This window comes from Salmonella sp. SAL00672, from assembly GCF_046552175.1.
Taxonomy (GTDB): domain Bacteria; phylum Pseudomonadota; class Gammaproteobacteria; order Enterobacterales; family Enterobacteriaceae; genus Salmonella; species Salmonella enterica.
The window spans coordinates 281,471-306,799 of record NZ_JBGDUQ010000005.1; the positions used below are offsets into that span (position 1 = coordinate 281,471).

Here is a 25,329-nt window from a genome sequence, read left to right on the forward strand (position 1 = left end):
TTGGGACGCAACTGCGCCCCGAAGAAGTATTAGACAATTTGTAATGTGCCCTGACGATGCTTACGCTGATAGATAAAGGTGGTCAGAATCACCGGGATAACGATCGCGATAACCATCGCCATCGCAAACACCTGCCAGTAAGTCGGCTGGATAGAGAGAATGCCCGGCAGGCCGCCAACGCCGATGCCGTTTGCCATTACGCCATTCAGACCACAGAGCAGACCGGCAAGGCCAGAGCCGATCATCGCGCACAGCATCGGGAAGCGATATTTGATGTTGATGCCGTACATTGCCGGTTCGGTCACCCCCAGATAGGCGGAGATCGCCGCCGGAACGGAAATTTCACGTTCATTGTGTTTACGGCTGGAGATGATAATGCCCACCACGGCGGAGGCTTGCGCGATATTCGACAGCGCAATCAGCGGCCAGACTGGCGTACCGCCCATGCTCTGAACCATCTGCATATCGATAGCGAGCGTGGTCTGGTGGACGCCGGTAATGACCAACGGGGCATACAGGAAGCCGAACAGCGCCGCGCCTATCGGGGCGAAACTGCCGGTCATCAGATAACGTACCGCAAAGGCTACGCCGTCGCCGATCATGCGACCAAAGGGGCCGATAAAGGCGTGGGCGAGAAAGACGGCCAGTATCAACGAACACACCGGGACGACGACCAGGTAGAGATAATCCGGCACGATGCGTTTCAACCGCGTTTCAATAAATCCAAGCGCCAGTCCTGCCAGTAGCGCCGGGATAACCTGCGCCTGGTAGCCTATTTTCTCAATACTAAATACGCCGAAGTTCCAGACGTCCGGCGTTTGCTGGCCCAGCAGATACGCATTCATCAACTGCGGCGACACCAGCGTCACGCCGAGCACGATACCAAGAATCGGCGTGCCGCCCATTTTTTTCACCGCCGACCAGCAGATTCCCACCGGCAGATAGAAAAAGATCGCTTCGCCGATCAACCATAAAAAATCATAAAGCGTTTTTAGCGCCGGATGCATCTGCGCCAGCGTTTGACCGTGGCTCATCGGCACATCGCCGATCACGTTACGAAAGCCTAAGATCAAACCGCCGCTGATCAATGCCGGTAGTAGCGGAAAGAAGATCTCCGCGAAGTGGGAAATTAGCTGCTCATGCCATTTCATGTTCTGGCGAGCGGCTTTTTTTGCCTGCTCTTTATCAGCATACGCTTTGCCGGTGGTCTCCAGCAGCGCGTTATAGTAATCGCCAACGTCGGTGCCGATCACCACCTGAAACTGCCCGGCGTTGGTGAAACAGCCTTTAACCATCGGCAATTGTTCGATCTCTTTTGGTCGGGCGTTCGCGGGCTGGTGGAGCACAAAGCGCAGGCGAGTAATGCAGTGGCTCACCGTGGCGATGTTGTCGCGCCCGCCAACCAGGTCAATCAGCCGGTCGATATCGGCTTGTTTTACTTTGCTCATTGTAAAGCCTCATGGCAGAGGAGGTAAGTTATGGGTTGGCGCAAGAGTAGCTCTTCAACGTTGGTTTAAAAATGGGAACGTTCCCGAAACACGGCGAAGATCACAAATTACTCGTGGTATTCCGTTTAATCAGTCACTCAGGCGAGGGTAGAAGGAATGACGATCCGGCGCGGATCGCAGCGGCCATTGATCTGTTCGATCAGCTGCGAAGCCGCCTGCCGTCCGGCTTCAGCATAGCCAGGATCGACAGTGACGATCTCCGGGTGCAGGAATTTTATCAGCGGCGTGTTCCCGACGCTTGCCAGTTGCAGCGTTTCAATACGTTGCTCCTGTAAATACTTGCTGGCGCCCAACGCCAGCGTATCGGTAGCGCAGACTAACGCGGTGGTATCCGGCATGATGACGCTTGCCGTATGCTCATAACCCTGCTTCATGGCAAGACCGGGCAGGGCGGCGACGGGATGAAGTTTATGTTTTTTGCAAAACGCCAGGTATGCGTCATGCCGACGTTTGCCGGTGGTAATATCGCTATGGGGAACGCCCAGAAAGCTAATGTTGCGGTGTCCTTGCTCATACAGCCGCTGCATAAGGATATGAATCGCGCCCTCGTCGTCGTAACAGACGGAGGCAAAACCTTGCGCATCTCTTGCCAGCAGCACCAGCGAGGCTTTCCAGGGGGCGATCAACTCTTCTGTGATGCCGGTAAAGCCAAACAGCACCACGCCATCAATGTTACGTCGTCTGAGCATGCCCAGATGTTCCATTACCAGCGTCGGCGAGAACTGACTTTCCATCATAATAGGGTCGTAGCCCTGTTCGTAAAACGCAGGCAGCATGGTCTGAACCGCGAGGTTTTCAGACAACGAATCAAGGCGAGTGACGATAATAGCGACCACTTTATCACTTTGTCCCCGCATCGCGCGGGCGGAGCGGGACGGAGAGAAACCGTGTTGATTCATCACCGCTTCGACACGCTCGCGGGTACGTTCGCTTACGCCGCTTTCATTGTTAAGCACGCGGGAAACGGTTGATTTCCCTACGCCGCTCAGGCGGGCGATGTCTTTGATAGTGAGCCGGTTTTGCATCCTGTTTTCCCGTGGCGTGACGCTGATGGTGATAAAAAGAGTAACTTTACTCAAGCGAAGGGCAATGGGCAAAGTCTGGTTTATCGTTGGTTTAATTACGTAACGGTATGATACCGCCATAATTGCCACAAAACTTATGGATTTATGCGTATAATCCGCGGCGCAAATTATTTACTTACCGGAGGCGACATGGACCCTGAACCCACCCCTCTCCCGCGATGGAGAATTTTCCTTTTCCGGTAAGCCTGCCTCTGCTGTCTTACCGGTGTGTAAGACAGTGACACAATAACGTCCCTGTTTTTATTTAAACATTGCTCATCGGGCAAGGCTTTGCCGCGCCTGAAGAATTTTCTGCGCCTGACTTCGGCGCGGAGGGATTACCTATGCTAAAAACCATTACCCGCCAGCTTTTTGCCCGGCTTAATCGTCATTTGCCTTATCGTCTGGTTCACCGCGATCCGCTGCCCGGCGCGCAGACCGCGGTAAATGCGACTATCCCGCCTTCGCTGAGCGAGCGCTGTCTGAAAGTCGCGGCAATGGAGCAGGAGACGCTCTGGCGCGTTTTTGATACGCACCCGGAGGGATTAAACGTCGCCGAGGTGACGCGCGCGCGTGAAAAGCATGGCGAAAACCGCCTTCCGGCACAGAAACCCTCGCCATGGTGGGTGCATCTGTGGGTATGTTATCGCAATCCTTTCAACATCTTACTTACGATTCTTGGCGGCATTTCTTATGCCACGGAGGATCTGTTTGCCGCAGGCGTTATCGCCCTGATGGTCGGTATCTCAACGCTGCTGAATTTTGTGCAGGAAGCGCGCTCGACGAAAGCGGCGGACGCGCTAAAAGCGATGGTGAGCAATACCGCTACCGTACTGCGGGTTATTAATGAAAATGGCGAAAACGCCTGGCTGGAGTTACCCATCGATCAACTGGTGCCCGGCGATATTATTAAACTGGCGGCGGGGGATATGATCCCGGCGGATTTACGGATTATCCAGGCGCGCGATCTGTTTGTCGCCCAGGCGTCGCTGACCGGCGAATCTCTGCCGGTCGAGAAAGTCGCCACGACGCGTGAGCCCCGGCAAAATAACCCGCTTGAGTGCGACACGCTGTGCTTTATGGGGACAAATGTCGTGAGCGGAACGGCGCAGGCCGTGGTGATGGCGACCGGCGCCGACACCTGGTTTGGTCAATTGGCGGGGCGCGTGTCGGAACAAGATAACGAGCAGAACGCTTTCCAGAAAGGAATTAGCCGCGTCAGTATGTTGCTGATCCGCTTTATGCTGGTCATGGCGCCGGTAGTACTGATTATTAATGGTTATACGAAAGGTGACTGGTGGGAAGCGGCGCTATTTGCGCTCTCGGTCGCGGTAGGACTCACCCCGGAAATGTTGCCGATGATCGTCACCTCTACCCTCGCGCGCGGGGCGGTGAAGCTCTCGAAACAGAAAGTTATCGTGAAGCACCTTGACGCGATTCAGAACTTCGGCGCGATGGATATTCTGTGTACCGATAAAACCGGCACTCTGACGCAGGACAAAATTGTGCTGGAAAATCATACGGATATTTCTGGTAAGCCCAGCGAGCATGTACTGCATTGCGCCTGGCTGAACAGCCATTATCAGACCGGTCTAAAAAATTTACTGGATACGGCAGTCCTGGAGGGAGTAGACGAAACCGCCGCGCGTCAGCTCTCCGGACGCTGGCAGAAAATCGATGAGATTCCGTTTGATTTTGAGCGTCGCCGGATGTCAGTGGTGGTCGCCGAAGATTCGAACGTGCATCAACTGGTTTGCAAAGGCGCGCTACAGGAGATCCTGAACGTGTGTACTCAGGTGCGCCACAACGGCGATATTGTGCCGCTGGACGACAATATGCTGCGCCGGGTGAAACGCGTTACCGACACGCTGAACCGTCAGGGGCTACGCGTGGTCGCCGTCGCGACCAAATACCTGCCTGCGCGTGAGGGCGATTACCAACGTATCGATGAGTCTGACCTGATCCTGGAAGGGTATATTGCTTTTCTCGATCCGCCGAAAGAGACCACCGCGCCGGCGCTGAAAGCGCTGAAGGCGAGCGGAATTACGGTGAAAATTCTCACCGGCGACAGCGAGCTGGTAGCGGCGAAAGTTTGCCATGAAGTTGGGCTGGATGCGGGCGATGTCATTATTGGCAGTGATATTGAAGGGTTAAGCGACGACGCGCTGGCGGCGCTGGCCGCCCGTACGACGTTGTTTGCGCGTCTGACGCCGATGCATAAAGAGCGCATCGTCACTTTGCTCAAACGCGAGGGGCATGTGGTCGGTTTTATGGGCGACGGGATTAACGATGCCCCGGCATTGCGGGCAGCGGATATTGGTATCTCGGTAGATGGCGCGGTGGACATCGCCCGTGAAGCGGCCGATATTATCCTGCTGGAAAAGAGCCTGATGGTGCTGGAAGAAGGCGTCATTGAAGGTCGTCGTACTTTTTCTAATATGTTGAAATATATCAAGATGACGGCCAGCTCAAATTTCGGTAACGTGTTTAGCGTACTGGTGGCGAGCGCCTTTTTGCCGTTCCTGCCAATGCTGCCGCTGCACTTGCTGATTCAAAACCTGCTGTACGATGTATCCCAGGTGGCGATTCCGTTTGATAATGTCGATGAAGAACAAATTCAAAAGCCGCAGCGCTGGAATCCGGCGGATTTGGGGCGCTTTATGGTCTTTTTCGGTCCGATCAGCTCGATTTTCGACATTTTGACCTTTTGTCTGATGTGGTGGGTATTTCATGCGAATACGCCAGAAACGCAAACTTTGTTCCAGTCCGGCTGGTTTGTGGTGGGATTACTATCGCAAACGCTGATTGTGCATATGATCCGTACCCGTCGTCTGCCGTTTATTCAAAGTCGCGCCGCCTGGCCGCTGATGGCGATGACGTTGTTGGTGATGGTGGTGGGAGTCTCGTTGCCGTTTTCGCCGCTGGCGTCTTACCTGCAGTTGCAGGCGCTGCCGTTAAGCTATTTCCCGTGGCTGATTGCCATTCTGGCGGGCTATATGACGTTAACCCAGTTAGTGAAAGGGTTTTACAGCCGACGTTATGGCTGGCAGTAAACACTTTCGTCGGGGATTCGCCAGCGTGCTTAATCCCCGATATCGCTAACCAGGTCAGATGCCCGTAAAGCTCGACAAGTTTTACGCGATCGGCTTTATCTTTAAATTTCAGGGCTTATTCAAGCAGCTGTAGAATGCTATATGCAGGAATAAAAAAGAGGAATGTCCAGCTAAGTTTGTAAAATACATTCTCTGCCCCCGAGCCAGAACGAGAGGAGGAGATGTCCCACCGCCGGATATGTTTTGCGGATATGCGACGAAAGCGGCGAATATAGCTAATGCAATAAACTAAGTAAGGAGGAATCGCTAAGGCGCCAGTGGGTTTAGGAAACATAAGGGTAAGCAATATGGCTGCGACAATGAAGCATAAAAAGACTATCTTCGCGGTAGATTCTATCTGTTTTAATTCCTGGCGTATGCTTTCAGCATGTTTCTCCTGCCAGCGACGGAGCGTGCTGTTGCTAAATCCATATTCTTCGCACAACGCCTTATTCGGTACGCCGTTTTTCGACTGTTGCAGAAAATCGGCTATTTGTTCCTCGGTAAAACGCGATCTTACCATTGCCGCCTCTCCATGGCTGTTGGTGCCCCGAACCGGGCAAACTTGCGCCGCCCGGCGGGGATAACGTCCGGCGCTTAGCGACGAACAGCGATCGCTTCAATCTCAATTTTCACGTCTTTCGGCAGACGGGCAACTTCCACGCAGGAACGCGCCGGGAAGGTGGCGTTGTGCTCGGTGAAGAAGGCTTCGTAGGTGGCGTTGACGGTCGCGAAATCGTTCAGGTCTTTCACGAATACGGTCGTTTTCACAATGTCGCCTACTTTCAGGCCAGCGGCTTCCACGATAGCTTTAACGTTTTCCAGCGACTGACGTGCCTGAGCGGATACGTCTTCCGCTACGGCACCGGTTTTCGGATCGACCGGAATCTGACCGGAAGTGATTACCATGCTACCCAGGTCAACGCCCTGTACGTATGGGCCGATTGCTGCTGGTGCATTTTCCGTCGCAATAGTTTTGCTCATGATTTCTCCTGAATTACAGCGGTAATAGAATGTCCCCGCTCATTATAGGGAGCCGGGATCTCATAACCAACCCAAATTAGTTGGCCAGCACCACATAATGCGAAAACTCTTTTTCACAGTATTTGCATTTGAGGGCGATATCATTGGCGCGTTTTTTCACTGCAAAGCTGGAGGATACCGGTTCCGCGTGGCTGATGCAGTTGCTGTTCGGGCAAACCAGCACATTATTAATACGCTCTGGCAGGCTGGGGCGTGATTTCCCGACTACGTCGTAGTTGTCGATGCGGTTAACGGTGGCCTGCGGCGCGTACAGAGCAAGTTGGTTAACCTGCTCTTCGGTGAGAAAGGTGTTTTCTATTTTGATTAAGTCTTTACGCCCCATCTCGCCAGACGGGAGATTCAGACCGATAGTGATTCGCTGATCGGTCTCGGTCAATTTAAACAGACTCAGCAGTTTAAAGCCTACCTGCGCAGGGATATGGTCAATCACGGTGCCGCATTTAATGGCTTCAACCTGCAGTTTGTTATCGTGTGTCATCGTTTTTCTCCCTTACAGACTCAGTTCGCTATTCAGTACTAACGCCAGTAACGCCTGGCGAGCGAAAATACCGTTGCCCGCCTGTTGGAAGTACCAGGCGTGTGGCGTTTTATCCACATCCGTGGTGATTTCATCAATCCGCGGCAGCGGGTGCAGCACTTTCATATTTTCACGCGCGCCGTTCAGGTCGCTGGCGCGCAGAACAAACTGCGCCTTCACATTGGCGTACTCCGACGGGTCGAGACGCTCTTTCTGTACGCGAGTCATATAGAGGATGTCGACGTCGGCCATGACCTCTTCAATAGAACCATGCAGGCTCCAGGCCATCCCTTTTTCATCCAGCATATCCAGAATGTACTGCGGCATCGCCAGCGCGTCCGGCGCGATAAAATAAAAACGGTTGCCGCTAAATTTCGCCAGCGCCTGGGTTAGCGAATGCACGGTGCGGCCATATTTCAGATCGCCGACCATCGCGATATGCAGGTTATCCAGACGGCCCTGCGTTTCCTGGATGGTGAACAGATCCAACAGGGTCTGTGTCGGATGCTGGTTCGAACCGTCGCCCGCATTGAGCACCGGCACCTGACCGGAAAACTCCGTCGCCAGACGTGCCGCGCCTTCTTGCGGATGGCGCATCACAATCGCGTCCACGTAAGTGCTAATCACTGAGATCGTGTCGGCTAACGTTTCTCCTTTTTTTCCCAGCGACGTGTTGGCGCTGTCGGAGAAGCCCACTACGCTGGCGCCCAGGCGATGCATTGAAGTTTCAAACGACAGGCGGGTACGCGTGGAGGCTTCGAAAAAGCAGCTGGCGATCACTTTATGTTTCAAAAGCTCCGGCTGCGGGTTGGCTTTTAATTTCGCCGCCGTCGCCAGTACCAGATTAAGATCGTCGCGGCTGAGGTCGTTTATGGAAATGATATGTTTTTGATATAGCGGGTTAGCCATGTTTATCTCCTGACGCCTGGGCAAAAAAAAGCCCCTCAATTGAGGGGCTTGGTATTGGTTTTCAACGGAAAGAAAAACGGCAGGCCTGCGTCTTTTTTCAGACGCGGTAAGACAGAATGTCGTACACACTGAACCATGCTTCCTCCCGGCAAATTGTCCGCGATTATACTCAGCTCTGTTTTGGGATCAAGCGAATTAATGCATGATTTACTTGTCGCAAACGGTTCTTATGAATTTAAATTCATTTTAAGCAAATAATTAATTTGTTTGTGTACCAGCGCCGTGCGCTGAACGACCCGCGGTGCGACCCAGACAATACTGCTACCGGCAACGACGCCGAGAATTTCCGGCAATGCGTGGTAATCCAGAATTCTCGCGACGGCGCGACCATAACCTGCCGCCGTATGGATAAGGATAAATTCGCTATTATGTTCAACGCTAACGACCATTTCGGCTATTGAACGTCCGGCATCCGGCGAAGGACGCCGCTGGGGATTTACGGAATAAATCTTTTGTCCCTTCGTATTTCTGATTTTTATTGCGCCCAGCAGTTTGAGCAGGCGCGAAACCGTAGACTGACTGATACCTTCAAATCCCTCATTTTGTAAATCGCGGCGAATCTCCTCCTGGGACAGGTAACTTTTTTCACTAATCAGGCGCTGACAAACCGCCAGTTGCTGTTGTTCTTTGGCGGAGTAATCATCGTATTCCTTCATAAATGCACCTTATCTTTATTATTGATATCAACGGGCTGGCGAAATTCATCACATTTGTCACATCGATTGCGGATCAATCGGGCGGTTTTGCAGGAAAATGAGAAGCCGATCAAAAAAGGTGACGGCGTGCCTGATGGCGCTGTGCTTATCAGTCCTGTCGGATAAGACGCGTCGCCATCTGGCTCGTTACATCATCGCTCCGATGCTCAGTACCGCCATATTCAGCAATGTCAGGATCAGCAACAGCGGGGCGACCCATTTCAGATAGCGGACATAGGGAACCCGCGCGATCGCCAGACCGCCCATGACCACGGCGGAGGTGGGCGTAACCAGGTTCACAATCCCGGAGGCCGACTGGTAGGCGGTTACGACCAAATCCCGCTGTACGTGGGCAAAATCCGCTAACGGCGCCATAATGGGCATCGTCAATACGGCAAGACCGGAAGAGGAGGGCACCAGGAAGGAGAGCAATACTTCCAGCCAGTAGGTTACGTTTATGAAAATGGTGGTAGAGAGGCCGGAAACCAGACTTTCCGCGCTGTGCAAAATGGTGTGGGTAATCATACCGTTATCCATGACTACCACAATGCCGCGCGCGATACCAATAATTAGCGCCACGCCGAGCAAATCCCGCGCGCCGTCAATAAAGGTACTGGTGAACGCTTCCTCACCCATCCGCGTTATCACGCCAACGATAATCGCCGCCGCCAGAAAAACGCCGGAGATTTCCGCCATCCACCAGCCGAGAACCGCCACGCCGTAAATCATCACCGCGAAAGAGGCGGCGAAGATCAGCAGCACCCATTTCCGGGTAGCCGTAAACTCCAGCAGAGTATTGGCGCGATTGCCGAGAAAATGGGCGCGATTTTCCGCCATTTTATCCGCCACGATAGAAAGCTCAGGATGGGCGCGGACTTTGCGCGCATAGCGCATTACCCAAAACACGCACAGTACGTAGCCGACAATTAACAGCAGTACGCGCATCAGCATTCCCTGAGTAAAAGGGATGCCGGCGGCGTTGGCGGCAATGACCGTGGCGAAAGGGTTAATGGTCGAACCGAGCGTGCCTATCCCCGCGCCGAGCAGTACGGTTGCCGCGGCCACTAACGGATCGAAGCGGGCCGCCATCATAACCGGCACCAGCAGCGTGTAGAAGGGCAACGACTCCTCCGCCATGCCATAGATAGTGCCGCCTGCGGCGAACAGCGCCATCAGAATGGGGATCATCCACTCATCTTTGCCGTTGAGTTTGGCTGTTACCCGTTCAATACCGGCATCAATCGCCCCCGTTTTATTCACCACTCCCAGAAAGCCGCCGATAATCAAGACAAACAGCGCGACGTCAATGGCGCCAGCGGTGTAGGTTTCGTGGTTATAGAGGCCGTCAATCGGCGCCAGTAAAACAGCGGTAATCCCTTGCGGATGCGCGTCCACAGGGGCATACGTTCCTGCCACCGGCACCTCTTTTCCCAGCGTGGCGTTCATCGCCATTTGGTATTTTCCCGCCGGCACAATCCAGGTCATCACCGCGACCAGGGCAATAAGAATAAACAGGATGGTATAAGCGGTGGGAAATTTAAATTTACCCATGATGTTCTCTCCTGATATCACGGATATGCGCCGCGAGGGCGCATATCCTGTGGGATTAGTCGCCGAGCGTCGCCACCATGACCGCTTTGATGGTGTGCATCCGGTTTTCCGCTTCATCGAAGACTATCGAGCCTGCGGACTCGAACACCTCTTCCGTGACCTCCAGTCCTTTCAGGCCGTAAGCCATTTCGATTTCGCGTCCCACTTTGGTGTGCTCGTTATGGAAGGCGGGCAGGCAGTGCATAAACTTCACATCAGGATTACCGGTAGCGTTTACCACCTGCTGGTTGACCTGATATGGCGTCATCAGACTGACGCGCTCCGCCCAGGCTTCTTTGGGTTCTCCCATCGAGACCCAGACGTCGGTATAGAGGAAATCCACACCGTGAACGCCGTCTTCAACGCTCTCCGTTAAGGTGATACGAGCGCCGGTAACGCTGGCGATTTCCCGGCACTGCGCGACCAGCGCGGCATCAGGCCAGAAGGACTTTGGCGCTATCAGGCGGATATCCATGCCCATCTTCGCCGCGCCCACCATCAGCGAGTTGCCCATGTTGTTGCGCGCGTCGCCCAGGTAGGCGAAGCTCAGTTCCGGCAGCGTTTTGCCCGGCGCATGTTCCAGCATGGTCATCAGATCGGCCAGGATCTGTGTGGGGTGAAATTCATCGGTCAGGCCGTTCCAGACGGGAACGCCCGCGTATTCCCCCAGCTCTTCCACAATGTGTTGACCAAATCCGCGATATTCGATGCCGTCATACATCCGCCCCAGGACGCGAGCAGTATCTTTCATGGACTCTTTATGGCCGATCTGCGAGCCGCTTGGGCCGAGATAAGTCACCTGCGCGCCCTGGTCGAACGCGGCGACTTCAAACGCGCATCGGGTGCGGGTAGAGGTTTTTTCAAAAATCAGCGCGATGTTTTTGCCGATCAGTGTTTGCTTTTCGCATCCGGCTTTTTTTGCGGCTTTCAGCTCAATAGCCAGATCGATGAGGTGTTGGATTTCCGCCGGGGTGTAGTCAAGCAGCTTCAAAAAGTTACGATTTTTCAGTGAAATAACCATTACAATATCCTTGTTAAAATGAATTGCCTGATGGCGCTGCGCTTATCCGGCCCACGGTTATGCGCGCTCTGTAGGCCGAATAAGGCGGAAGCCGCCATCCGGTAAAAAGCCTTATGCGTCAACGTCGGCGGTTTCACACCGAATCAAAGTACCTTTCTCGCCCGCGAGAATGGCTTGCCCATCCGCCAGCGAGCCGATTCCGGCAATGCCGCGGCAATGGCTGACAAACTCAGCGCAGGCGGTCACTTTCGGGCCCATCGAACCGGCGTCGAACTGCATTTCACGAAGCAGCTCCGGCGTAACCTGCGCCAGCGGGCGTTGGGTGGGTTTGCCCCAGTCGAGATACACCGCGTCGGCATCGGTCAGAATGAGCAGCGCGTCGGCGTGAATTTGGCTGGCAAGCAGGGCGGCGGACAGATCTTTGTCGATCACCGCCTCGATACCGTGGTAGCCATCGGCTTTTTCCACTACCGGCACGCCGCCGCCGCCGTTACAGATAACCAGGTGATCGCGGCTAATCAGCGCGCGGATGGCATCGTTTTCCACAATGCGTTTCGGCTGCGGGGAGGGCACAACGCGGCGGAAGGCGTTACCGTCGGCTTTGAATACCCAGCCCTTTTCTGCCTGTAACGCACGGGCCTGCGCTTCGTCGTAAATGGGGCCGATATATTTGGTTGGATTGAGGAATGCCGGGTCGTTGGCATCGACTTCGACCTGGGTGAGCAGGACGCTGATTTCACGCTCCGGCAGATGATTCTTCAGCGCCTGTTGCAGCATGTAGCCAATCATGCCCTGGCTTTCCGCACCGAGAATATCGAGCGGGTAGGGCGTAACGTTAGCGTAGGCGCTATTTTGTAGCGCCAGCAGTCCTACCTGTGGGCCGTTGCCGTGCACTAACACCACGCGCCATTGCCGCGTAAGCTGGGCGATGGTTCTGGCCGCCAGTTCGATATTTTTACGCTGAATATCAGCCTCCAGCGGTTCGCCGCGTTTGAGCAGCGCATTGCCGCCCAGCGCGACGACCAGTGTGCGTTTGTTTTCCATAACGTCTCCTTTAAATACCATCGCGTTCCAGTGGACAGCTCATGCAGCGTGCGCCCCCGCGCCCGCGACCCAGTTCATCGCCGGGAATGGGAAGGACGGTAATGCCGGCTTTGTCGTATTTTTCGTTGGTCCAGATGTTGCGCTCATAGCCCACCACCACGCCGGGACGCAGGGTGAGCACGTTATTGGCGTCATTCCACTGTTCGCGCTCAGCTTCAAATGCGTCGCCGCCAGTGGTGATTAAGCGCACCTGATCGATGCCAAGCGCTTTTTCAAGAGCATGAACCAGCGTGCTCTCCTGGGTTCGTTTCAGACCTCCGCGTCCGTCTGGCGTCAGCGTCCAGCACTGAACGTCCGGGCGAACGACTTCCGGATAGACGGAGAAGGTGTCGATATCAATGTGGGTCATGACGGTGTCAAGGTGCATACAGGAGCGATGTTTTGGCAGTTCAACGGCAATGACGCGTTCCGCCTGACGATGTTTAAACAATGCCTGCGCCAGGAACTCGACGCCCTGCGGCGTAGTACGTTCAGACATACCGATCAACACCGCGCCGCGGCCAATCACCAGCACATCGCCGCCCTCTAAAGTGGCGTGGTCGTAATTAATGTCCTCGTCGCCGAAATATTTAATGAAATCACCGCCTGCGAATTGAGGATGCCAGCGATAAATAGCACGTAAATTACTCGTTTCACGTTGGCGTGCAGGTTTCGCCATGGGGTTAATTGAGACGCCGTTATATATCCAGCAGGACGTGTCACGGGTAAATAGGTGATTCGGTAATGGCTTCATAATAAAGTCATTAATATCGTGAGTATCGACCACCATATTTTTTATGGAGGCGGGAATTTCGCCGTAAGTTAAACCGCCGCTTAAATGGCGAGCCAGTTCACGGTGCGGCATATCCGCCAGCCAGGCGCGAATATCTGCGGCAAAGGTGGGCCCAAGGCGATAATCGGAAATTTGCGTATCCAGTAGCCAGGCTTTAGCGTCAGCCACATCCAGCGTTTGGGTGAGCAGGTCGGTTAACAGCAACACTTCTATCCCTTGCTGGCGCAGCGTGTTGGCAAAAATGTCATGCTCTTCGCCAGCGCGCTCTACGGATAATACATCGTCAAAAAGTAATTCCTGACAATTTGAAGGGGTAAGTCTTTTTAGGCTGAGATTGGGCCGATGCAACATTACGCTGCGTAATTGACCGATTTCAGAACCGACAAAATGCTTTTCCATCATTATACCTTTTACATAATTTCAAGAATAAAGAAGGAGTGGCTGCAAATATTTAGCGTGCTTGCAGTCGCGGCGTTTCAGTTAAATTCGGGAGCAATGATTGAATTTTATTTGGGTTGTTAATGTGATGAGATTCACATCAATCAAGGAGTGCTATTTTTCTTACTTAATATATGAGCCGGGTCAGAGAAATTCAAAAAACAATAAGGCATTAAATGAATTACTACGCAGCTATATGGTTTGTTATTTTTTTATTGTTAATTATTTGTTTGTTGTATTGAATGATATTTAAATCTTAACTCATTGAAAATAAAATGATTATTTTTAATGGTTGCATAACTATGCGTGAGGGGGATTTTATTATCGGGGATATTTAAATAATTTAAAAATAACTATGGATAGAGAAGTCATTTATGCAGGGAGAGCGAATTGTGATCGCTAAAACGTTTTTATGTTAACGCCTTTAATATCAAAGCGTTGTTAGTGATGGCAATTTGGCGCCGCTGGGGTTTATGCATAGGTACTGCATAAAGTTGGGTGAACTATTAACAATATAGAAACACCGCTGGCGATAAACATGCGCTGGCGCAAAATCGATGAGAGTAAGGGTAGTATGGCAGCCATTTTTCTCGTATAAAGAGAAATATAAAACGCTGTTTTAACTAAGGGGATGCGATGATTATTGGCAATATTGAATATCTGGAGGCCTGGCTGCCGACGGCGTTACGGCAGGCGATTGAGCACGTCAATGCGCATGTCACGGCAACGACCGCGCCAGGTAAGTATGACATTGACGGCGACAGGCTGTTTTATATGATTTCTGAAAATATGACGGAGCCGGGCGAATCGCGCAGCGCAGAGTATCACGCCCGTTATCTTGATATTCAGATTGTGCTACAAGGTCAGGAAGGGATGGCATTCAGTACCCGGCCTGCGGGAACGCCGCACACGGACTGGCTGGCGGATAAAGACATTGCATTTTTACCGACGAGCGTCGACGAGAAAACCGTCGTCCTGAACGAAGGCGACTTTGTGGTGTTTTATCCCGGCGAAGTGCATAAGCCCCTGTGCGCGGTGGGAGAACCGGCGCGGGTACGTAAAGCGGTTGTGAAAATGCTGATGGCGTAATATTTTGTGCCGGATGGCGGCGCCTGCACGTTGTGATTTTGTAGGCCAACCGCCATCCGGCATCATAACGACATTATTTAGACAGCGTCGCTACCATTACTGCTTTGATGGTATGCATTCGGTTTTCCGCTTCATCAAAGACAATGCTGGCCGCAGACTCAAAAACCTCGTCGGTCACTTCCATCCCGCCATGTAAACCGTACTCTTCGGCCATTTTTTTGCCGAGCGTGGTTTCATCATCATGGAACGCAGGCAGACAATGCAGGAACTTAACCTGCGGATTGCCGGTTAACGCCATCATCTGGCTGTTGACCTGATAATCACGCAGCAGGGCAATACGCTCCGCCCATTTCTCTTTGGGTTCGCCCATAGAGACCCAAACATCGGTATAGATAAAATCCGCGCCTTTTACGCCTGAGGCGATATCTTCGGTCAGGGTGATGGCGCCGCCGTTCTTTTTCGCCATGGCGCTGCACTCCGCCACTAACGCGGCTTGCGGCCAGCAGGCTTTTGGCGCGACCAGACGGAGATCCAATCCTGTTAACGCGGCGGCTTCCAGCATGGAGTTACCCATGTTATTACGCGCGTCTCCGGCATAGACCAACGTCATCTCGTTAAAGGCTTTACCCGGCAGATGTTCCTGCATGGTGAGCAGATCCGCCAGTAATTGCGTTGGGTGATACTCATCGGTTAAACCGTTCCATACCGGCACACCGGAATATTCAGCCAGCGTTTCGACGATCTCCTGGCCATATCCTCGATACTGAATACCGTCAAACATCCGGCCCAGGACGCGGGCAGTATCTTTGATGGACTCTTTATGGCCGATCTGGCTCCCGCTGGAACCCAGGTACGTCACGCGCGCCCCCTGATCGTATGCGGCAACTTCGAAAGAGCATCGTGTCCGGGTCGAGTCTTTTTCGAAGATGAGCGCAATATTCTTACCCACCAGCTTTTGTTCTTCTTTACCGTTTTTCTTATCGGCTTTCAGTTTGGCGGCAAGCTGCAACAGAGCAGTGAGCTCGCTGGCGGTGAAATCAAGTAACTTTAAAAAAGGTTTTTGGTAAAACGTAGACATACTTCCCTCACATGGCTTAGGCCTCTCATTGAATTAAAATTCACTTTATATGGATGATTATTCATTTGCAACCCTGTTTGATAAAACTTTTCTCGATAAGGTGGAGGCAACGTCGGCGGTATGTGACAATAAGAGTATCGGCAGGACATCTATGAGGAACGAGCTATGGCAAACCCGGAATTACTGGAAGAGCAGCGTGAAGAAACGCGCTTAATTATTGAAGAGTTACTTGAGGACGGCAGCGATCCGGATGCGCTGTACACTATCGAGCATCACCTTTCCGCTGACGATTTCGAAACGTTGGAAAAAGCCGCGGTAGAAGCCTTTAAACTCGGCTATGAAGTGACGGAGCCGGAAGAGCTGGAAGTGGAAGAGGGCGATACGGTTATTTGTTGCGACATCCTCAGCGAGTGCGCGTTGAACGCCGAACTCATCGACGCTCAGGTTGAGCAACTGATGAACCTGGCGGAAAAATATGATGTTGAATACGACGGCTGGGGAACCTATTTCGAAGACCCTAATGGCGAAGAGGGTGATGACGACGATTATGTCGATGAAGATGACGACGGCGTGCGTCACTAAAGCTGCATAGTATGACGGTACGGCAGCGTCTGCTGTCGTATTTTTTTAACAGGTTACGTATGAATTACCCGCAAATACTCTCTCCGGTGCTTAATTTCCTGCATTGCCCGACGCCGCAGGCGTGGATTGTCCAGGCCCGCGATCCGCAAAATCTTCCTCTTCTGCTTACCGATCACCTGATCTGCGAACTGAAGGCTGCGCAAACCGCGTTGCTGTTGGTGCGTAAATATGTCGCCGATAAATCGGGCGCCGACGCGCTGCTCTCCTGGCTGCAACCTTACGAGGCGTTCGCGTTTCGTCAGGGGCCGGAGCCGGATTTTGTTGCCCTGCATAAACAGATTAGCAAAAGCGCCATGCCGCAAACTGATGACCCCTGGGGACGTCAGCTTATCGACCGTATGGTGTTATTGATTAAAGAGGAGTTGCACCATTTTTGGCAGGTACGCGAGGTCATGCAGGCCAGAAACATTCCTTATGTGAAAATCACCGCCAGCCGCTACGCGAAAGGAATGTTGAAAGCGGTACGCACGCACGAACCGCTCACCTTAATTGATAAGCTGATTTGCGGGGCGTATATCGAAGCCCGCTCCTGCGAACGTTTTGCCGCTCTGGCGCCCTGGCTGGATGAGGATTTACAGACGTTTTATCTCTCGCTTCTGCGCTCCGAAGCGCGGCATTATCAGGATTACCTGGCGCTGGCGCAGCAGATTTCCGCCGAGGACATTTCTGCGCGCGTGCGCTATTTTGGCGAGGTGGAAGCTGACCTTATCTTGTCGCCAGACCGCGAGTTTCGTTTTCATAGCGGCGTGCCAGCCGCCGGATAAAGGGTAAAATTAAAGATTAGCGTTTTTATCTTTTACGCTGTTGCCACCTGCGTGGTCATCCGCCCGGCATCAAACTGCTGGCGAGCAGGAAAAGTCATTTTCATGATATTCTGTCCTGAGTAAAGCCTGCCCTGAGGCAGGCAAAAAGAACTCACTCAGTGTTATATTCCCGAAAGGTGACCGTGAACAATGCCCTTTTTGCATCATCACTACGGGTTCTTGTGTTGAAATACTTACTGTTTCACGCCTTTTGACGCTTCAGAGCAGGTCTTGCCAACAAAGGTTTGTTTAATTTTGTTGATGGAGGTTGTTTTATTACCTCCTGCATCGACATCCGATTTCATGGTCATCGCAAATTCTGTATCGCTTATTTTCGTCGTTTCTACAATAGAGTGCGATTTGACATCAGGATTATTACACACAGTCTCATTGATCAGTTTGGTATCCGTACTTTCTACAAATGTTGTCGTGCAACCGCCTGCACTGGTAGAAAAACCCTTCACCATTTTTTTAGAATCTTCAGACATTTTAGGGGTATAACACATAAGCGTCGCTATGCCCGAATTTTTTTCATCCATTAATACTTCTTTTGTATCTGGATTGATGGTGCGCATTTCTATATTTTCCATTTTCCATTCGCCGGGCTGTATATCTAATGCATATACATTAGAGATACTAATAAACATAGCGGGGAAAACAATTGCTGATAATAGGCGTTTCATTTATAACTTCCTTGAATAATAAGTGATTCCCGGATAACAGGATGTTTCCGGGATTACTTATATCAGCAAAAATAATACCTGGCGAGGATAAATAAACGCCTGGCTTTCAGAGATCCTTTAACATCCTCACTTCGCAATCGACATGTCCGGTGCAGCCGAGCGGTTCGCTAATATGTTCAAATCCTAAACGTTCGTATAGCGCAATCGCCTCGCGTAAAAAAGCCGTTGTTTCCAGATAGCAGCGTTTAAAACCCTGTTCACGGGCATGATCCAGCGCCATCAGCGCCAGCTTTTTCGCCAGCCCCTGACCACGAATCACCGGTAAAAAATACATTTTTTGCAGTTCACAAATGTCTGGTTCGCTACAGGATAACGGCGCCACGCCGCCGCCGCCCACCACACAACCGTTTTGCTCTACCACCCAGTAGGCCGCGCCCGGTTGGCTATAAACCTGATACAGTTCATCCAGATTGGGGTCGGCAACGGTATAACCTTTATCGGCGGTAAGTCCGTATTCCGCTGAAACCTGACGGATGACACGGGCAATAGCGGCATTGTCGGCGGTAGTGATTCGGCGCACCGTGAGCGTTGGCGAGGCGACATTATTCATAATATGGCTCAATTTTTAAAATTTATTTATAGATTACTTTAATACCACCGTCTTGAGTTACGCGCAAGGAGATCCTGAATCAGACAAAATAAAAGGCGGAAAAATTAAACAAAAATAGTATCGTAGTCAAATCAGTAACAGTTTACTGCTTTTTATTATTAATTCTAATAGATTGTAATTCAGGGATATGATTCATGAATAACGTTATCAGTAGTAAAGATAACCATAATCACACGTTGGTGTTTACAGGCAAGGGCGGAAAGTATTTTGTTATTTGCCTTGTGAATTTCTTGTTGACGTGTATCACGTTGGGAATCTATGCGCCGTGGGCGATGGTGAAATGTCGACGTTATATTTATACTAATATGACGCTAAACAATCAGCCTTTTGCTTACAAAGCCACGGGCGGCGCATTATTTATTAGTGTGTTGTTAGTTTTTATTATTTATATTGTTAGCCTCTCTCTTATTGAACACGGTCATCCCGGTCTCGGTTTTACGCTATTCGGCTTATTAATTGCGATTATTCCTTTTATGGCGGTGAAAGGATTACAGTATCAGGCGATGATGACTTCGCTTAATGGCGTACATTTTGGATTCCAGTGTTCCATGCGGCGCGCATGGTGGTACATGTTCGCTCTCCCGGTACTCCTGATGGTGGCGCTTTATATTGTTCTTTACATTATCTCACTGGTAACCATCGCCGTCGGCGGTTTAGTGTTCAATATCGTTTTTCTCGGTTTGCTGGCTATTATTGGGATAGGGGTCATTAACGGTATTACCTACAGCAAATGGATGACCTTGTTTGGCAATGGCGCAAACTTTGGCATTCATCGTTTCTCGATTCAGGTTAATGTTAAAACGTGCATCAGAGGGTGCGTGTTGGCAATGTTGACCCTTTTCCCTTTTGCTGTCGTGATTGGTTATCTAATCGCGCCGGTGTTCACCGACATGATTCTTTTGAGTATGATGGGGAATGCGCAGGCAGGAGGGGCGCTTATTCTGCAATATTATGGCCAGATAATGGCATGTTATTTCCTCTATTTTCTCGCGATTATTGTGGTAACCAGTTACTTATATGTGGCGTTACGCAACCTGTTTTTAAACAATTTGTCACTGGCGAACGATTCGATTCGTTTTCATTCCTCTGTCACTGCACACGGTATGCTGTGGCGGTTACTGGTGGTGTTTGTGATTTCCGGCGTGACCTTAGGGCTGGCTTATCCGTGGTTGAAAATTTGGCTGGTGAGTTGGCTGGCGCAGAATACACAGGTCCAGGGCGATCTGGATTCGCTTGAGTTAACCAATGATGAGAAGCCGCTGGAAAACAGCCCGCTAATGTGGATTTCTCGTGGCATTATGCCTTACTTCCCGTTTATCTGATGTAAAAAGGCCGACGTTTACGTCGGCCCATAATTCATGTTGTCGGATGGCGGCGTGAATGCCTTATCCGGCCTACCGATCGCGCCATGTCAATAAGCGAACGTGTAGGCCTGGTAAGCGAAGCGCCATCAGGCTTTCAGATTACAGCGCGCTAATAACCGCCTGCTGCTCAATCAGCTTCGCTTTGGCTTCTGCATAACCTTCCAGCTTCTCACGCTCTTTGGCAATCACCGCTTCCGGCGCACGGGCGACGAAACCTTCGTTGGACAGTTTGCCTTCGATACGGGCAATCTCGCCTTCGATTTTCGCCACTTCTTTCGCCAGACGCGCCAGCTCATCGTCTTTGTTGATGAGGCCTGCCATCGGGATCAGCAGTTCGGCGCCGTCGATGATTTTGGTCACGGAAACCGGGCCTTTGTCATCGGCTGGCAGCACGGTGATGCTTTCCAGACGCGCCAGGGTTTGCAGGAAGCTACGGTTGTCGTTAACACGACGAACGGCTTCTTCACTACAGCCGCGCAGCAGCAGTTCCAGCGGTTTGCCCGGGGCGATGTTCATTTCCGCACGAATGTTACGTACTGCGACGATCGCCTGCTTCAGCCACTCGGTATCGGCCAACGCGGCTTCATCCACCTGTGCGGCGTTATATTCCGGGAACGGCTGCAGCATGATGGTGTCGGCGGTAATACCGCAAATGACCTTCACGCGCTGCCAGATGGTTTCGGTGATGAACGGGATGATCGGGTGCGCCAGGCGCAGCAGACCTTCCAGTACGGTGACCAGCGTATGGCGGGTGCCGCGCAGTTCAGACTCGGAACCCCCGGTCATTACCGGCTTGGTCAGCTCCAGATACCAGTCGCAGAACTGGTTCCAGGTGAATTCATACAGAATGCCCGCGGCGATATCGAAGCGGAAGCTGTCCAGCGCGTCGCGGTACGCTTTAACGGTCTGGTTGAATTCCGCCAGGATCCAACGGTCAGCCAGCGACAGCGTCATTTCGCCGCCGTTGAAGCCGCAATCCTGCTCTTCGGTGTTCATCAGCACAAAGCGGCTGGCGTTCCACAGCTTGTTACAGAAGTTACGGTAACCTTCCAGACGCTTCATATCCCAGTTGATGTCGCGACCGGTCGAGGCCAGCGCCGCCAGGGTAAAGCGCAGGGCGTCGGTGCCGTGCGGCTCAATGCCGTTCGGGAACTGCTTCTCGGTACGCTTGCGGATTTTCTCCGCCATCTGCGGCTGCATCATGTTGCCGGTGCGTTTTTCCAGCAGTTCCGGCAGGGAGATGCCGTCCACCATATCCAGCGGGTCGATAACGTTACCCTTGGATTTGGACATCTTCTGGCCTTCGTCGTCGCGAATCAGACCGGTCATGTAGACGGTATGGAACGGCACCTGCGGCTTGCCGTTTTCATCTTTGATGAAGTGCATGGTCATCATGATCATGCGGGCAATCCAGAAGAAGATGATGTCGAAGCCGGAAACCATCACGCTGGTCGGGTGGAACTGACGCAGCGCGTCGGTGTTTTCCGGCCAGCCGAGGGTAGAGAAAGTCCACAGCGCGGAGGAGAACCAGGTATCAAGAACGTCTTCGTCCTGACGAAGCTGAACGTCGGCGCCGAGGTTATTTTCCTGACGCACTTCGTCTTCGGTACGGCCAACGTAGACGTTGCCGTCGTTGTCATACCATGCCGGGATACGGTGACCCCACCACAGCTGACGAGAGATACACCAGTCCTGAATATCGCGCATCCAGGAGAAGTACATGTTTTCGTACTGCTTCGGCACGAACTGAATGTCGCCGTTTTCAACCGCTTCCACCGCCGGTTTCGCCAGCACGTCTGCACGGACGTACCACTGGTCGGTCAGCATCGGTTCGATAACCACGCCGCCACGGTCGCCGTAAGGGACAGTCAGATCGTGCGGTTTAATTTCTTCCAGCAGGCCCAGCGCGTCAACGGCAGCAACGACTGCTTTACGGGCAGCAAAACGTTCCAGCTTCTGGAACTCAGCCGGAATCTCGCTGGAATAAACGTCAGACTCTTCACCTTTGGTATCGAACACTTCCGCGCTTTCGCGAATGTCGCCATCAAAGGTCAGGATGTTGATCATCGGCAGGGCGTGACGTTTCCCGACTTCATAGTCGTTAAAGTCGTGCGCCGGGGTGATCTTCACGCAGCCGGTGCCTTTTTCCATATCGGCATGTTCGTCGCCAACAATCGGAATGCGGCGGTTAACCAGCGGCAGAATAACGAATTTGCCAATCAAATCTTTATAACGCGGATCTTCCGGGTTCACGGCCACGCCGGTATCGCCCAGTACGGTTTCCGGACGGGTGGTGGCGACAACCAGGTAATTTTTACCGTCTGCGGTTTTCGCGCCGTCGGCAAGCGGATAGCGGATGTGCCACATGGAGCCTTTGGACTCGCGGTTTTCCACTTCCAGGTCAGAGATGGCGGTGCGCAGCTTCGGGTCCCAGTTCACCAGGCGTTTGCCACGGTAAATCAGGTCTTCTTTGTACAGGCGAACAAAGACTTCTTTCACGGCATTGGAAAGGCCTTCGTCCATGGTGAAGCGCTCGCGCTCCCAGTCAACGGAGTTGCCGAGACGGCGCATCTGACGGGTAATGGTGCCGCCGGATTCCGCTTTCCACTGCCAGATTTTGTCGATAAACGCATCGCGGCCGTAGTCGTGACGGGTTTTACCTTCTTCAGCGGCAATCTTGCGCTCAACCACCATCTGGGTGGCGATCCCGGCGTGGTCGGTGCCGACCTGCCACAGGGTGTTTTTACCCTGCATACGCTGGTAACGGATCATGGTATCCATGATGGTTTGCTGGAAAGCATGTCCCATATGCAAACTGCCGGTGACGTTCGGCGGCGGGATCATGATGCAGAAGGACTCTTTGCTTTCGTCGCCGTTAGGCTTGAAATAGCCCTGCTTTTCCCAGTGCTCGTAAAGCGGCTGTTCGATATCTTGGGGGTTATATGTCTTTTCCATTATTTCCAGGTTGCCGTATTCAGGTTAAAACCAGCCACGCGGTAGGCTTTGTAGCGTTCGCGCGCCAGTTGTTTCAAAGTTTCTTCGTAAGGGACGAAGTCTACCACTTCTGTGAAAGCGGTGGCAAAATCTGCAAAGCTTGTACGCAGGCTGATTAAAATATCGCGCGGGCTGCTGTTGCGTTTTTGCGGCCAGGCGATTTCAACCGGCGCGCCGCCGCGTGGGCCTTCGCCTGCCAGATTGTGCGGGACAAAACTTTCCGCCGGTCTTGCCCACAGCGCTTCATCCAGCCGAATGGCCTGCTTCTCATCTTCGCAGGCGATCAGCACGCGCTTGCCGGCGCGCCAACGTTCTGCGGCAATTTCACACACCAGTTGTTCAACGGCGCTTAAACCGTTGACGGTGGTGTCATTGTCCAGAAGATAGAACGTCGCATTCTTCATATATGGGGCTTCTTGTGGTGGATTTAAATGCGTTGCCATGATGCCTCCCGTAGGCCGGATAAGCGCAGCGCCATCCGGCAAAACGCCTGATGACGGCGCTAATGCGCCTTATCAGGCCTACGGGGTAATCTCAAACTTACTCTTCGCCGTTAAAGCCCGCACGATTGAGCAGGAACTGCGACAGCAGCGCTACCGGACGACCCGTCGCGCCTTTCGCTTTGCCGGATCGCCAGGCGGTGCCGGCGATATCCAGGTGCGCCCAGTTATACTTACGGGTAAAGCGCGACAGGAAGCAGCCCGCGGTGATAGCGCCGCCAGGACGACCACCAATGTTCGCCATATCCGCAAAGTTGGACTCCAGTTGTTCCTGGAACTCATCGCCCAGCGGCAGACGCCACGCGCGGTCGCCCGCTTGTTCGGACGCGCCGATCAGTTCATGTGCCAGCGGGTTATGGTTCGACATCAGACCGGTAATGTGATGGCCCAGCGCAATCACGCAGGCCCCGGTTAGCGTCGCGACGTCAATGACGGCCTCCGGTTCGAAGCGCTCAACGTAGGTCAGCACGTCGCACAAAACCAGACGGCCTTCAGCATCGGTATTCAGCACTTCAACCGTCTGACCGGACATGGTGGTCAGCACGTCGCCCGGACGATACGCGCGTCCGCCCGGCATGTTTTCACAGCCCGCCAGTACGCCGATAACGTTAATCGGTAGCTGAAGCTCGGCGACCATACGCATCACGCCGTAAACCGCCGCCGCGCCGCACATGTCGTACTTCATCTCGTCCATCCCTTCAGATGGCTTGATGGAGATGCCGCCGGAGTCGAAGGTCAGGCCCTTACCCACCAGCACGATCGGACGCGCGTCTTCGGACGGATTGCCCTTGTACTCAATCACCGACATCAGCGATTCATTCTGCGAACCGTGGCCGACCGCCAGATAAGCGTTCATACCCAGTTCGCGCATTTGCTGTTCGCCGATCACGCGGGTGATGACATTTTTGCTGTAGCTGTCGGCCAACTGGCGCGCCTGTGACGCCAGGTAGGCGGCGTTACAGATATTGGGCGGCATGTTGCCGAGATCTTTCGCAGCCTTAATCCCGGCGGCGATGGCCAGACCGTGCTGAATGGCGCGTTCGCCGCTGGTGAGCTCACGGCGGGTCGGCACATTAAAGACCATCTTACGTAGCGGGCGGCGCGGCTCGCTCTTGTTGGTCTTGAGTTGATCAAAGCTATAAAGCGTCTCTTTGGCCGTTTCGACGGCCTGACGCACTTTCCAGTAGTTGTTGCGGCCTTTAACGTGCAGTTCGGTCAGGAAACAGACGGCTTCCATCGAACCAGTATCATTCAGAGTATTTATCGTTTTCTGAATAACCTGCTTATACTGACGTTCATCAAGCTCGCGCTCTTTGCCGCAACCAATGAGGAGGATTCGCTCGGAAAGAACGTTGGGAACATGGTGCAGTAACAGAGTCTGCCCCGGTTTTCCTTCCAGTTCGCCGCGACGCAGCAATGCGCTGATGTATCCGTCGCTAATTTTGTCGAGCTGTTCTGCAATCGGAGAAAGGCGACGCGGTTCAAAGACGCCCACGACAATGCAGGCACTCCGCTGTTTCTCCGGGCTACCGCTTTTTACACTGAACTCCATGCACTATGCTCCTGAATCTTAAAGACAACAGTGGTGGCTACAGCTATACTCGTCGTCTTTCAAGTTGCAGATGCGTTGGCTGCGCCTGCTCACCCCTGTCACTTACCTGATGTAAGCTCCGGGGCTCCACAGTTCTGCCG

The 25,329-nt window shown here is 52.7% G+C and carries 25 protein-coding genes and 1 pseudogene; 7 read left to right on the top strand and 19 right to left on the bottom strand.

What is annotated here, in order from left to right; translation table 11 throughout:
• Nucleotides 1-29: 29 nt before the first annotated feature.
• Nucleotides 30-1,448: a PTS trehalose transporter subunit IIBC gene (gene treB, locus ACLJTG_RS15440; RefSeq protein ID WP_023226982.1), complete on the bottom strand. Its 1,419-nt coding sequence runs from the start codon at nt 1,446-1,448 to the stop codon at nt 30-32.
• A gap of 137 nt (nt 1,449-1,585) precedes the next feature.
• Entirely contained in the window at nt 1,586-2,533 is a 948-nt protein-coding gene (gene treR, locus ACLJTG_RS15445) for a trehalose operon repressor TreR (protein ID WP_001181297.1), read from the bottom strand.
• Nucleotides 2,534-2,722: 189 nt separating this feature from the next.
• On the opposite strand from treR, the gene mgtL reads away from it, so the two are divergent.
• Both mgtL and mgtA read left to right on the top strand, forming a co-directional pair.
• Nucleotides 2,723-2,776, top strand: coding sequence for a mgtA regulatory leader peptide MgtL (gene mgtL / locus ACLJTG_RS15450; RefSeq protein WP_099374030.1), 54 nt, complete (start codon nt 2,723-2,725; stop codon nt 2,774-2,776).
• Between the two features lie 140 nt (nt 2,777-2,916).
• The gene (gene mgtA, locus ACLJTG_RS15455; RefSeq protein WP_079898732.1) at nt 2,917-5,625 is read left to right on the top strand and encodes a magnesium-translocating P-type ATPase; all 2,709 of its coding nucleotides are present in this window, start codon (nt 2,917-2,919) and stop codon (nt 5,623-5,625) included.
• 115 nt (nt 5,626-5,740) lie between these two features.
• Here mgtA and ACLJTG_RS15460 read toward each other — a convergent pair whose 3' ends face one another.
• From ACLJTG_RS15460 to pyrL, 5 genes are all read right to left on the bottom strand, one after another.
• The gene (locus tag ACLJTG_RS15460) at nt 5,741-6,187 is read right to left on the bottom strand and encodes a transposase (RefSeq protein ID WP_079951329.1); all 447 of its coding nucleotides are present in this window, start codon (nt 6,185-6,187) and stop codon (nt 5,741-5,743) included.
• 74 nt (nt 6,188-6,261) lie between these two features.
• Nucleotides 6,262-6,648 (bottom strand): 2-iminobutanoate/2-iminopropanoate deaminase, encoded by a 387-nt coding sequence (gene ridA / locus ACLJTG_RS15465; RefSeq protein WP_000047544.1) that lies wholly within the window; start codon nt 6,646-6,648, stop codon nt 6,262-6,264.
• Between the two features lie 76 nt (nt 6,649-6,724).
• The gene (gene pyrI, locus ACLJTG_RS15470; protein WP_000148570.1) at nt 6,725-7,186 is read right to left on the bottom strand and encodes an aspartate carbamoyltransferase regulatory subunit; all 462 of its coding nucleotides are present in this window, start codon (nt 7,184-7,186) and stop codon (nt 6,725-6,727) included.
• A 12-nt stretch (nt 7,187-7,198) separates the two neighbouring features.
• Nucleotides 7,199-8,134, bottom strand: coding sequence for an aspartate carbamoyltransferase (gene pyrB, locus ACLJTG_RS15475; protein WP_000013055.1), 936 nt, complete (start codon nt 8,132-8,134; stop codon nt 7,199-7,201).
• A 35-nt stretch (nt 8,135-8,169) separates the two neighbouring features.
• A complete protein-coding gene (pyrL, locus tag ACLJTG_RS15480; RefSeq protein WP_000249504.1) occupies nt 8,170-8,271 on the bottom strand; it encodes a pyr operon leader peptide in 102 nt (33 codons plus the stop codon).
• On the opposite strand from pyrL, the pseudogene ACLJTG_RS15485 reads away from it, so the two are divergent.
• Nucleotides 8,251-8,392, top strand: a pseudogene (locus ACLJTG_RS15485) (hypothetical protein). The gene pyrL and the pseudogene ACLJTG_RS15485 overlap by 21 nt on opposite strands.
• Here ACLJTG_RS15485 and ACLJTG_RS15490 read toward each other — a convergent pair.
• The 5 genes from ACLJTG_RS15490 to arcA all read right to left on the bottom strand — a co-directional run bounded on the left by ACLJTG_RS15490 (nt 8,362) and on the right by arcA (nt 13,775).
• Nucleotides 8,362-8,850 carry an arginine repressor gene (locus ACLJTG_RS15490; protein WP_000666051.1) on the bottom strand — a complete coding sequence of 163 codons (489 nt, stop codon included), beginning with the start codon at nt 8,848-8,850 and terminating at the stop codon, nt 8,362-8,364. The pseudogene ACLJTG_RS15485 and the gene ACLJTG_RS15490 sit on opposite strands and share 31 nt — an antisense overlap.
• A 186-nt stretch (nt 8,851-9,036) precedes the next feature.
• On the bottom strand, nt 9,037-10,440 hold the full coding sequence (locus tag ACLJTG_RS15495; protein WP_001523599.1) for a YfcC family protein: 1,404 nt from the start codon (nt 10,438-10,440) through the stop codon (nt 9,037-9,039).
• Nucleotides 10,441-10,495: 55 nt separating this feature from the next.
• Complete coding sequence (gene argF, locus ACLJTG_RS15500) at nt 10,496-11,500, bottom strand: ornithine carbamoyltransferase (protein WP_000237031.1); 1,005 nt, start codon at nt 11,498-11,500, stop codon at nt 10,496-10,498.
• A gap of 111 nt (nt 11,501-11,611) precedes the next feature.
• Nucleotides 11,612-12,544 (bottom strand): carbamate kinase, encoded by a 933-nt coding sequence (gene arcC, locus ACLJTG_RS15505; protein WP_000428751.1) that lies wholly within the window; start codon nt 12,542-12,544, stop codon nt 11,612-11,614.
• 10 nt (nt 12,545-12,554) lie between these two features.
• Nucleotides 12,555-13,775, bottom strand: a complete 1,221-nt coding sequence (arcA, locus tag ACLJTG_RS15510) for an arginine deiminase (RefSeq protein ID WP_017465843.1) — start codon at nt 13,773-13,775, stop codon at nt 12,555-12,557.
• 675 nt (nt 13,776-14,450) lie between these two features.
• Between arcA and ACLJTG_RS15515 the strand changes: the two genes are divergently transcribed.
• Nucleotides 14,451-14,903 (top strand): YhcH/YjgK/YiaL family protein, encoded by a 453-nt coding sequence (locus ACLJTG_RS15515; protein ID WP_000583462.1) that lies wholly within the window; start codon nt 14,451-14,453, stop codon nt 14,901-14,903.
• A gap of 73 nt (nt 14,904-14,976) precedes the next feature.
• Here ACLJTG_RS15515 and argF (ACLJTG_RS15520) read toward each other — a convergent pair whose 3' ends face one another.
• Complete coding sequence (gene argF, locus ACLJTG_RS15520) at nt 14,977-15,981, bottom strand: ornithine carbamoyltransferase (RefSeq protein ID WP_000103041.1); 1,005 nt, start codon at nt 15,979-15,981, stop codon at nt 14,977-14,979.
• Nucleotides 15,951-16,130, bottom strand: a complete 180-nt coding sequence (argL, locus tag ACLJTG_RS15525; protein WP_371045364.1) for a putative translational regulatory protein ArgL — start codon at nt 16,128-16,130, stop codon at nt 15,951-15,953. Before argL ends, argF (ACLJTG_RS15520) begins: the two co-directional genes overlap by 31 nt.
• Nucleotides 16,131-16,146: 16 nt before the next feature.
• Between argL and rraB the strand changes: the two genes are divergently transcribed.
• Together rraB and miaE are read left to right on the top strand one after the other, a co-directional pair.
• Nucleotides 16,147-16,563: a ribonuclease E inhibitor RraB gene (gene rraB / locus ACLJTG_RS15530; RefSeq protein WP_000002940.1), complete on the top strand. Its 417-nt coding sequence runs from the start codon at nt 16,147-16,149 to the stop codon at nt 16,561-16,563.
• An 11-nt stretch (nt 16,564-16,574) separates the two neighbouring features.
• Nucleotides 16,575-17,387, top strand: coding sequence for a tRNA isopentenyl-2-thiomethyl-A-37 hydroxylase MiaE (miaE, locus tag ACLJTG_RS15535; protein ID WP_000218459.1), 813 nt, complete (start codon nt 16,575-16,577; stop codon nt 17,385-17,387).
• Nucleotides 17,388-17,620: 233 nt separating this feature from the next.
• Here the strand turns inward: miaE and ACLJTG_RS15540 are convergent, their stop codons facing one another.
• Together ACLJTG_RS15540 and ACLJTG_RS15545 are read right to left on the bottom strand one after the other, a co-directional pair.
• Entirely contained in the window at nt 17,621-18,109 is a 489-nt protein-coding gene (locus tag ACLJTG_RS15540; RefSeq protein ID WP_000826193.1) for a DUF3617 domain-containing protein, read from the bottom strand.
• A gap of 106 nt (nt 18,110-18,215) precedes the next feature.
• Nucleotides 18,216-18,719: a GNAT family N-acetyltransferase gene (locus ACLJTG_RS15545; protein ID WP_001519079.1), complete on the bottom strand. Its 504-nt coding sequence runs from the start codon at nt 18,717-18,719 to the stop codon at nt 18,216-18,218.
• A 194-nt stretch (nt 18,720-18,913) separates the two neighbouring features.
• Between ACLJTG_RS15545 and ACLJTG_RS15550 the strand changes: the two genes are divergently transcribed.
• Entirely contained in the window at nt 18,914-20,101 is a 1,188-nt protein-coding gene (locus ACLJTG_RS15550) for a YjgN family protein (RefSeq protein WP_001066975.1), read from the top strand.
• A gap of 141 nt (nt 20,102-20,242) precedes the next feature.
• On the opposite strand, the gene ACLJTG_RS15555 is transcribed toward ACLJTG_RS15550, so the two are convergent.
• The 3 genes from ACLJTG_RS15555 to pepA all read right to left on the bottom strand — a co-directional run bounded on the left by ACLJTG_RS15555 (nt 20,243) and on the right by pepA (nt 25,189).
• On the bottom strand, nt 20,243-23,098 hold the full coding sequence (locus ACLJTG_RS15555; protein WP_079951326.1) for a valine--tRNA ligase: 2,856 nt from the start codon (nt 23,096-23,098) through the stop codon (nt 20,243-20,245).
• On the bottom strand, nt 23,098-23,541 hold the full coding sequence (gene holC / locus ACLJTG_RS15560) for a DNA polymerase III subunit chi (RefSeq protein ID WP_001523689.1): 444 nt from the start codon (nt 23,539-23,541) through the stop codon (nt 23,098-23,100). The genes ACLJTG_RS15555 and holC overlap by 1 nt, the downstream gene beginning before the upstream one ends.
• A 136-nt stretch (nt 23,542-23,677) precedes the next feature.
• A complete protein-coding gene (gene pepA, locus ACLJTG_RS15565) occupies nt 23,678-25,189 on the bottom strand; it encodes a leucyl aminopeptidase (protein ID WP_000397158.1) in 1,512 nt (503 codons plus the stop codon).
• Nucleotides 25,190-25,329: the final 140 nt, after the last annotated feature.

What these genes read in the sequence shown, in the direction of transcription:
- treB (WP_023226982.1), bottom strand. Translation starts at nt 1,448, where the DNA reads ATGAGCAAAGTAAAACAAGCCGATATCGACCGGCTGATTGACCTGGTT.
- treR (WP_001181297.1), bottom strand. Translation starts at nt 2,533, where the DNA reads ATGCAAAACCGGCTCACTATCAAAGACATCGCCCGCCTGAGCGGCGTA.
- mgtA (WP_079898732.1), top strand. Translation starts at nt 2,917, where the DNA reads ATGCTAAAAACCATTACCCGCCAGCTTTTTGCCCGGCTTAATCGTCAT.
- ACLJTG_RS15460 (WP_079951329.1), bottom strand. Translation starts at nt 6,187, where the DNA reads ATGGTAAGATCGCGTTTTACCGAGGAACAAATAGCCGATTTTCTGCAA.
- ridA (WP_000047544.1), bottom strand. Translation starts at nt 6,648, where the DNA reads ATGAGCAAAACTATTGCGACGGAAAATGCACCAGCAGCAATCGGCCCA.
- pyrI (WP_000148570.1), bottom strand. Translation starts at nt 7,186, where the DNA reads ATGACACACGATAACAAACTGCAGGTTGAAGCCATTAAATGCGGCACC.
- pyrB (WP_000013055.1), bottom strand. Translation starts at nt 8,134, where the DNA reads ATGGCTAACCCGCTATATCAAAAACATATCATTTCCATAAACGACCTC.
- pyrL (WP_000249504.1), bottom strand. Translation starts at nt 8,271, where the DNA reads ATGGTTCAGTGTGTACGACATTCTGTCTTACCGCGTCTGAAAAAAGAC.
- ACLJTG_RS15490 (WP_000666051.1), bottom strand. Translation starts at nt 8,850, where the DNA reads ATGAAGGAATACGATGATTACTCCGCCAAAGAACAACAGCAACTGGCG.
- ACLJTG_RS15495 (WP_001523599.1), bottom strand. Translation starts at nt 10,440, where the DNA reads ATGGGTAAATTTAAATTTCCCACCGCTTATACCATCCTGTTTATTCTT.
- argF (WP_000237031.1), bottom strand. Translation starts at nt 11,500, where the DNA reads ATGGTTATTTCACTGAAAAATCGTAACTTTTTGAAGCTGCTTGACTAC.
- arcC (WP_000428751.1), bottom strand. Translation starts at nt 12,544, where the DNA reads ATGGAAAACAAACGCACACTGGTCGTCGCGCTGGGCGGCAATGCGCTG.
- arcA (WP_017465843.1), bottom strand. Translation starts at nt 13,775, where the DNA reads ATGGAAAAGCATTTTGTCGGTTCTGAAATCGGTCAATTACGCAGCGTA.
- ACLJTG_RS15515 (WP_000583462.1), top strand. Translation starts at nt 14,451, where the DNA reads ATGATTATTGGCAATATTGAATATCTGGAGGCCTGGCTGCCGACGGCG.
- argF (WP_000103041.1), bottom strand. Translation starts at nt 15,981, where the DNA reads ATGTCTACGTTTTACCAAAAACCTTTTTTAAAGTTACTTGATTTCACC.
- argL (WP_371045364.1), bottom strand. Translation starts at nt 16,130, where the DNA reads ATGTCCTGCCGATACTCTTATTGTCACATACCGCCGACGTTGCCTCCA.
- rraB (WP_000002940.1), top strand. Translation starts at nt 16,147, where the DNA reads ATGGCAAACCCGGAATTACTGGAAGAGCAGCGTGAAGAAACGCGCTTA.
- miaE (WP_000218459.1), top strand. Translation starts at nt 16,575, where the DNA reads ATGACGGTACGGCAGCGTCTGCTGTCGTATTTTTTTAACAGGTTACGT.
- ACLJTG_RS15540 (WP_000826193.1), bottom strand. Translation starts at nt 18,109, where the DNA reads ATGAAACGCCTATTATCAGCAATTGTTTTCCCCGCTATGTTTATTAGT.
- ACLJTG_RS15545 (WP_001519079.1), bottom strand. Translation starts at nt 18,719, where the DNA reads ATGAATAATGTCGCCTCGCCAACGCTCACGGTGCGCCGAATCACTACC.
- ACLJTG_RS15550 (WP_001066975.1), top strand. Translation starts at nt 18,914, where the DNA reads ATGAATAACGTTATCAGTAGTAAAGATAACCATAATCACACGTTGGTG.
- ACLJTG_RS15555 (WP_079951326.1), bottom strand. Translation starts at nt 23,098, where the DNA reads ATGGAAAAGACATATAACCCCCAAGATATCGAACAGCCGCTTTACGAG.
- holC (WP_001523689.1), bottom strand. Translation starts at nt 23,541, where the DNA reads ATGAAGAATGCGACGTTCTATCTTCTGGACAATGACACCACCGTCAAC.
- pepA (WP_000397158.1), bottom strand. Translation starts at nt 25,189, where the DNA reads ATGGAGTTCAGTGTAAAAAGCGGTAGCCCGGAGAAACAGCGGAGTGCC.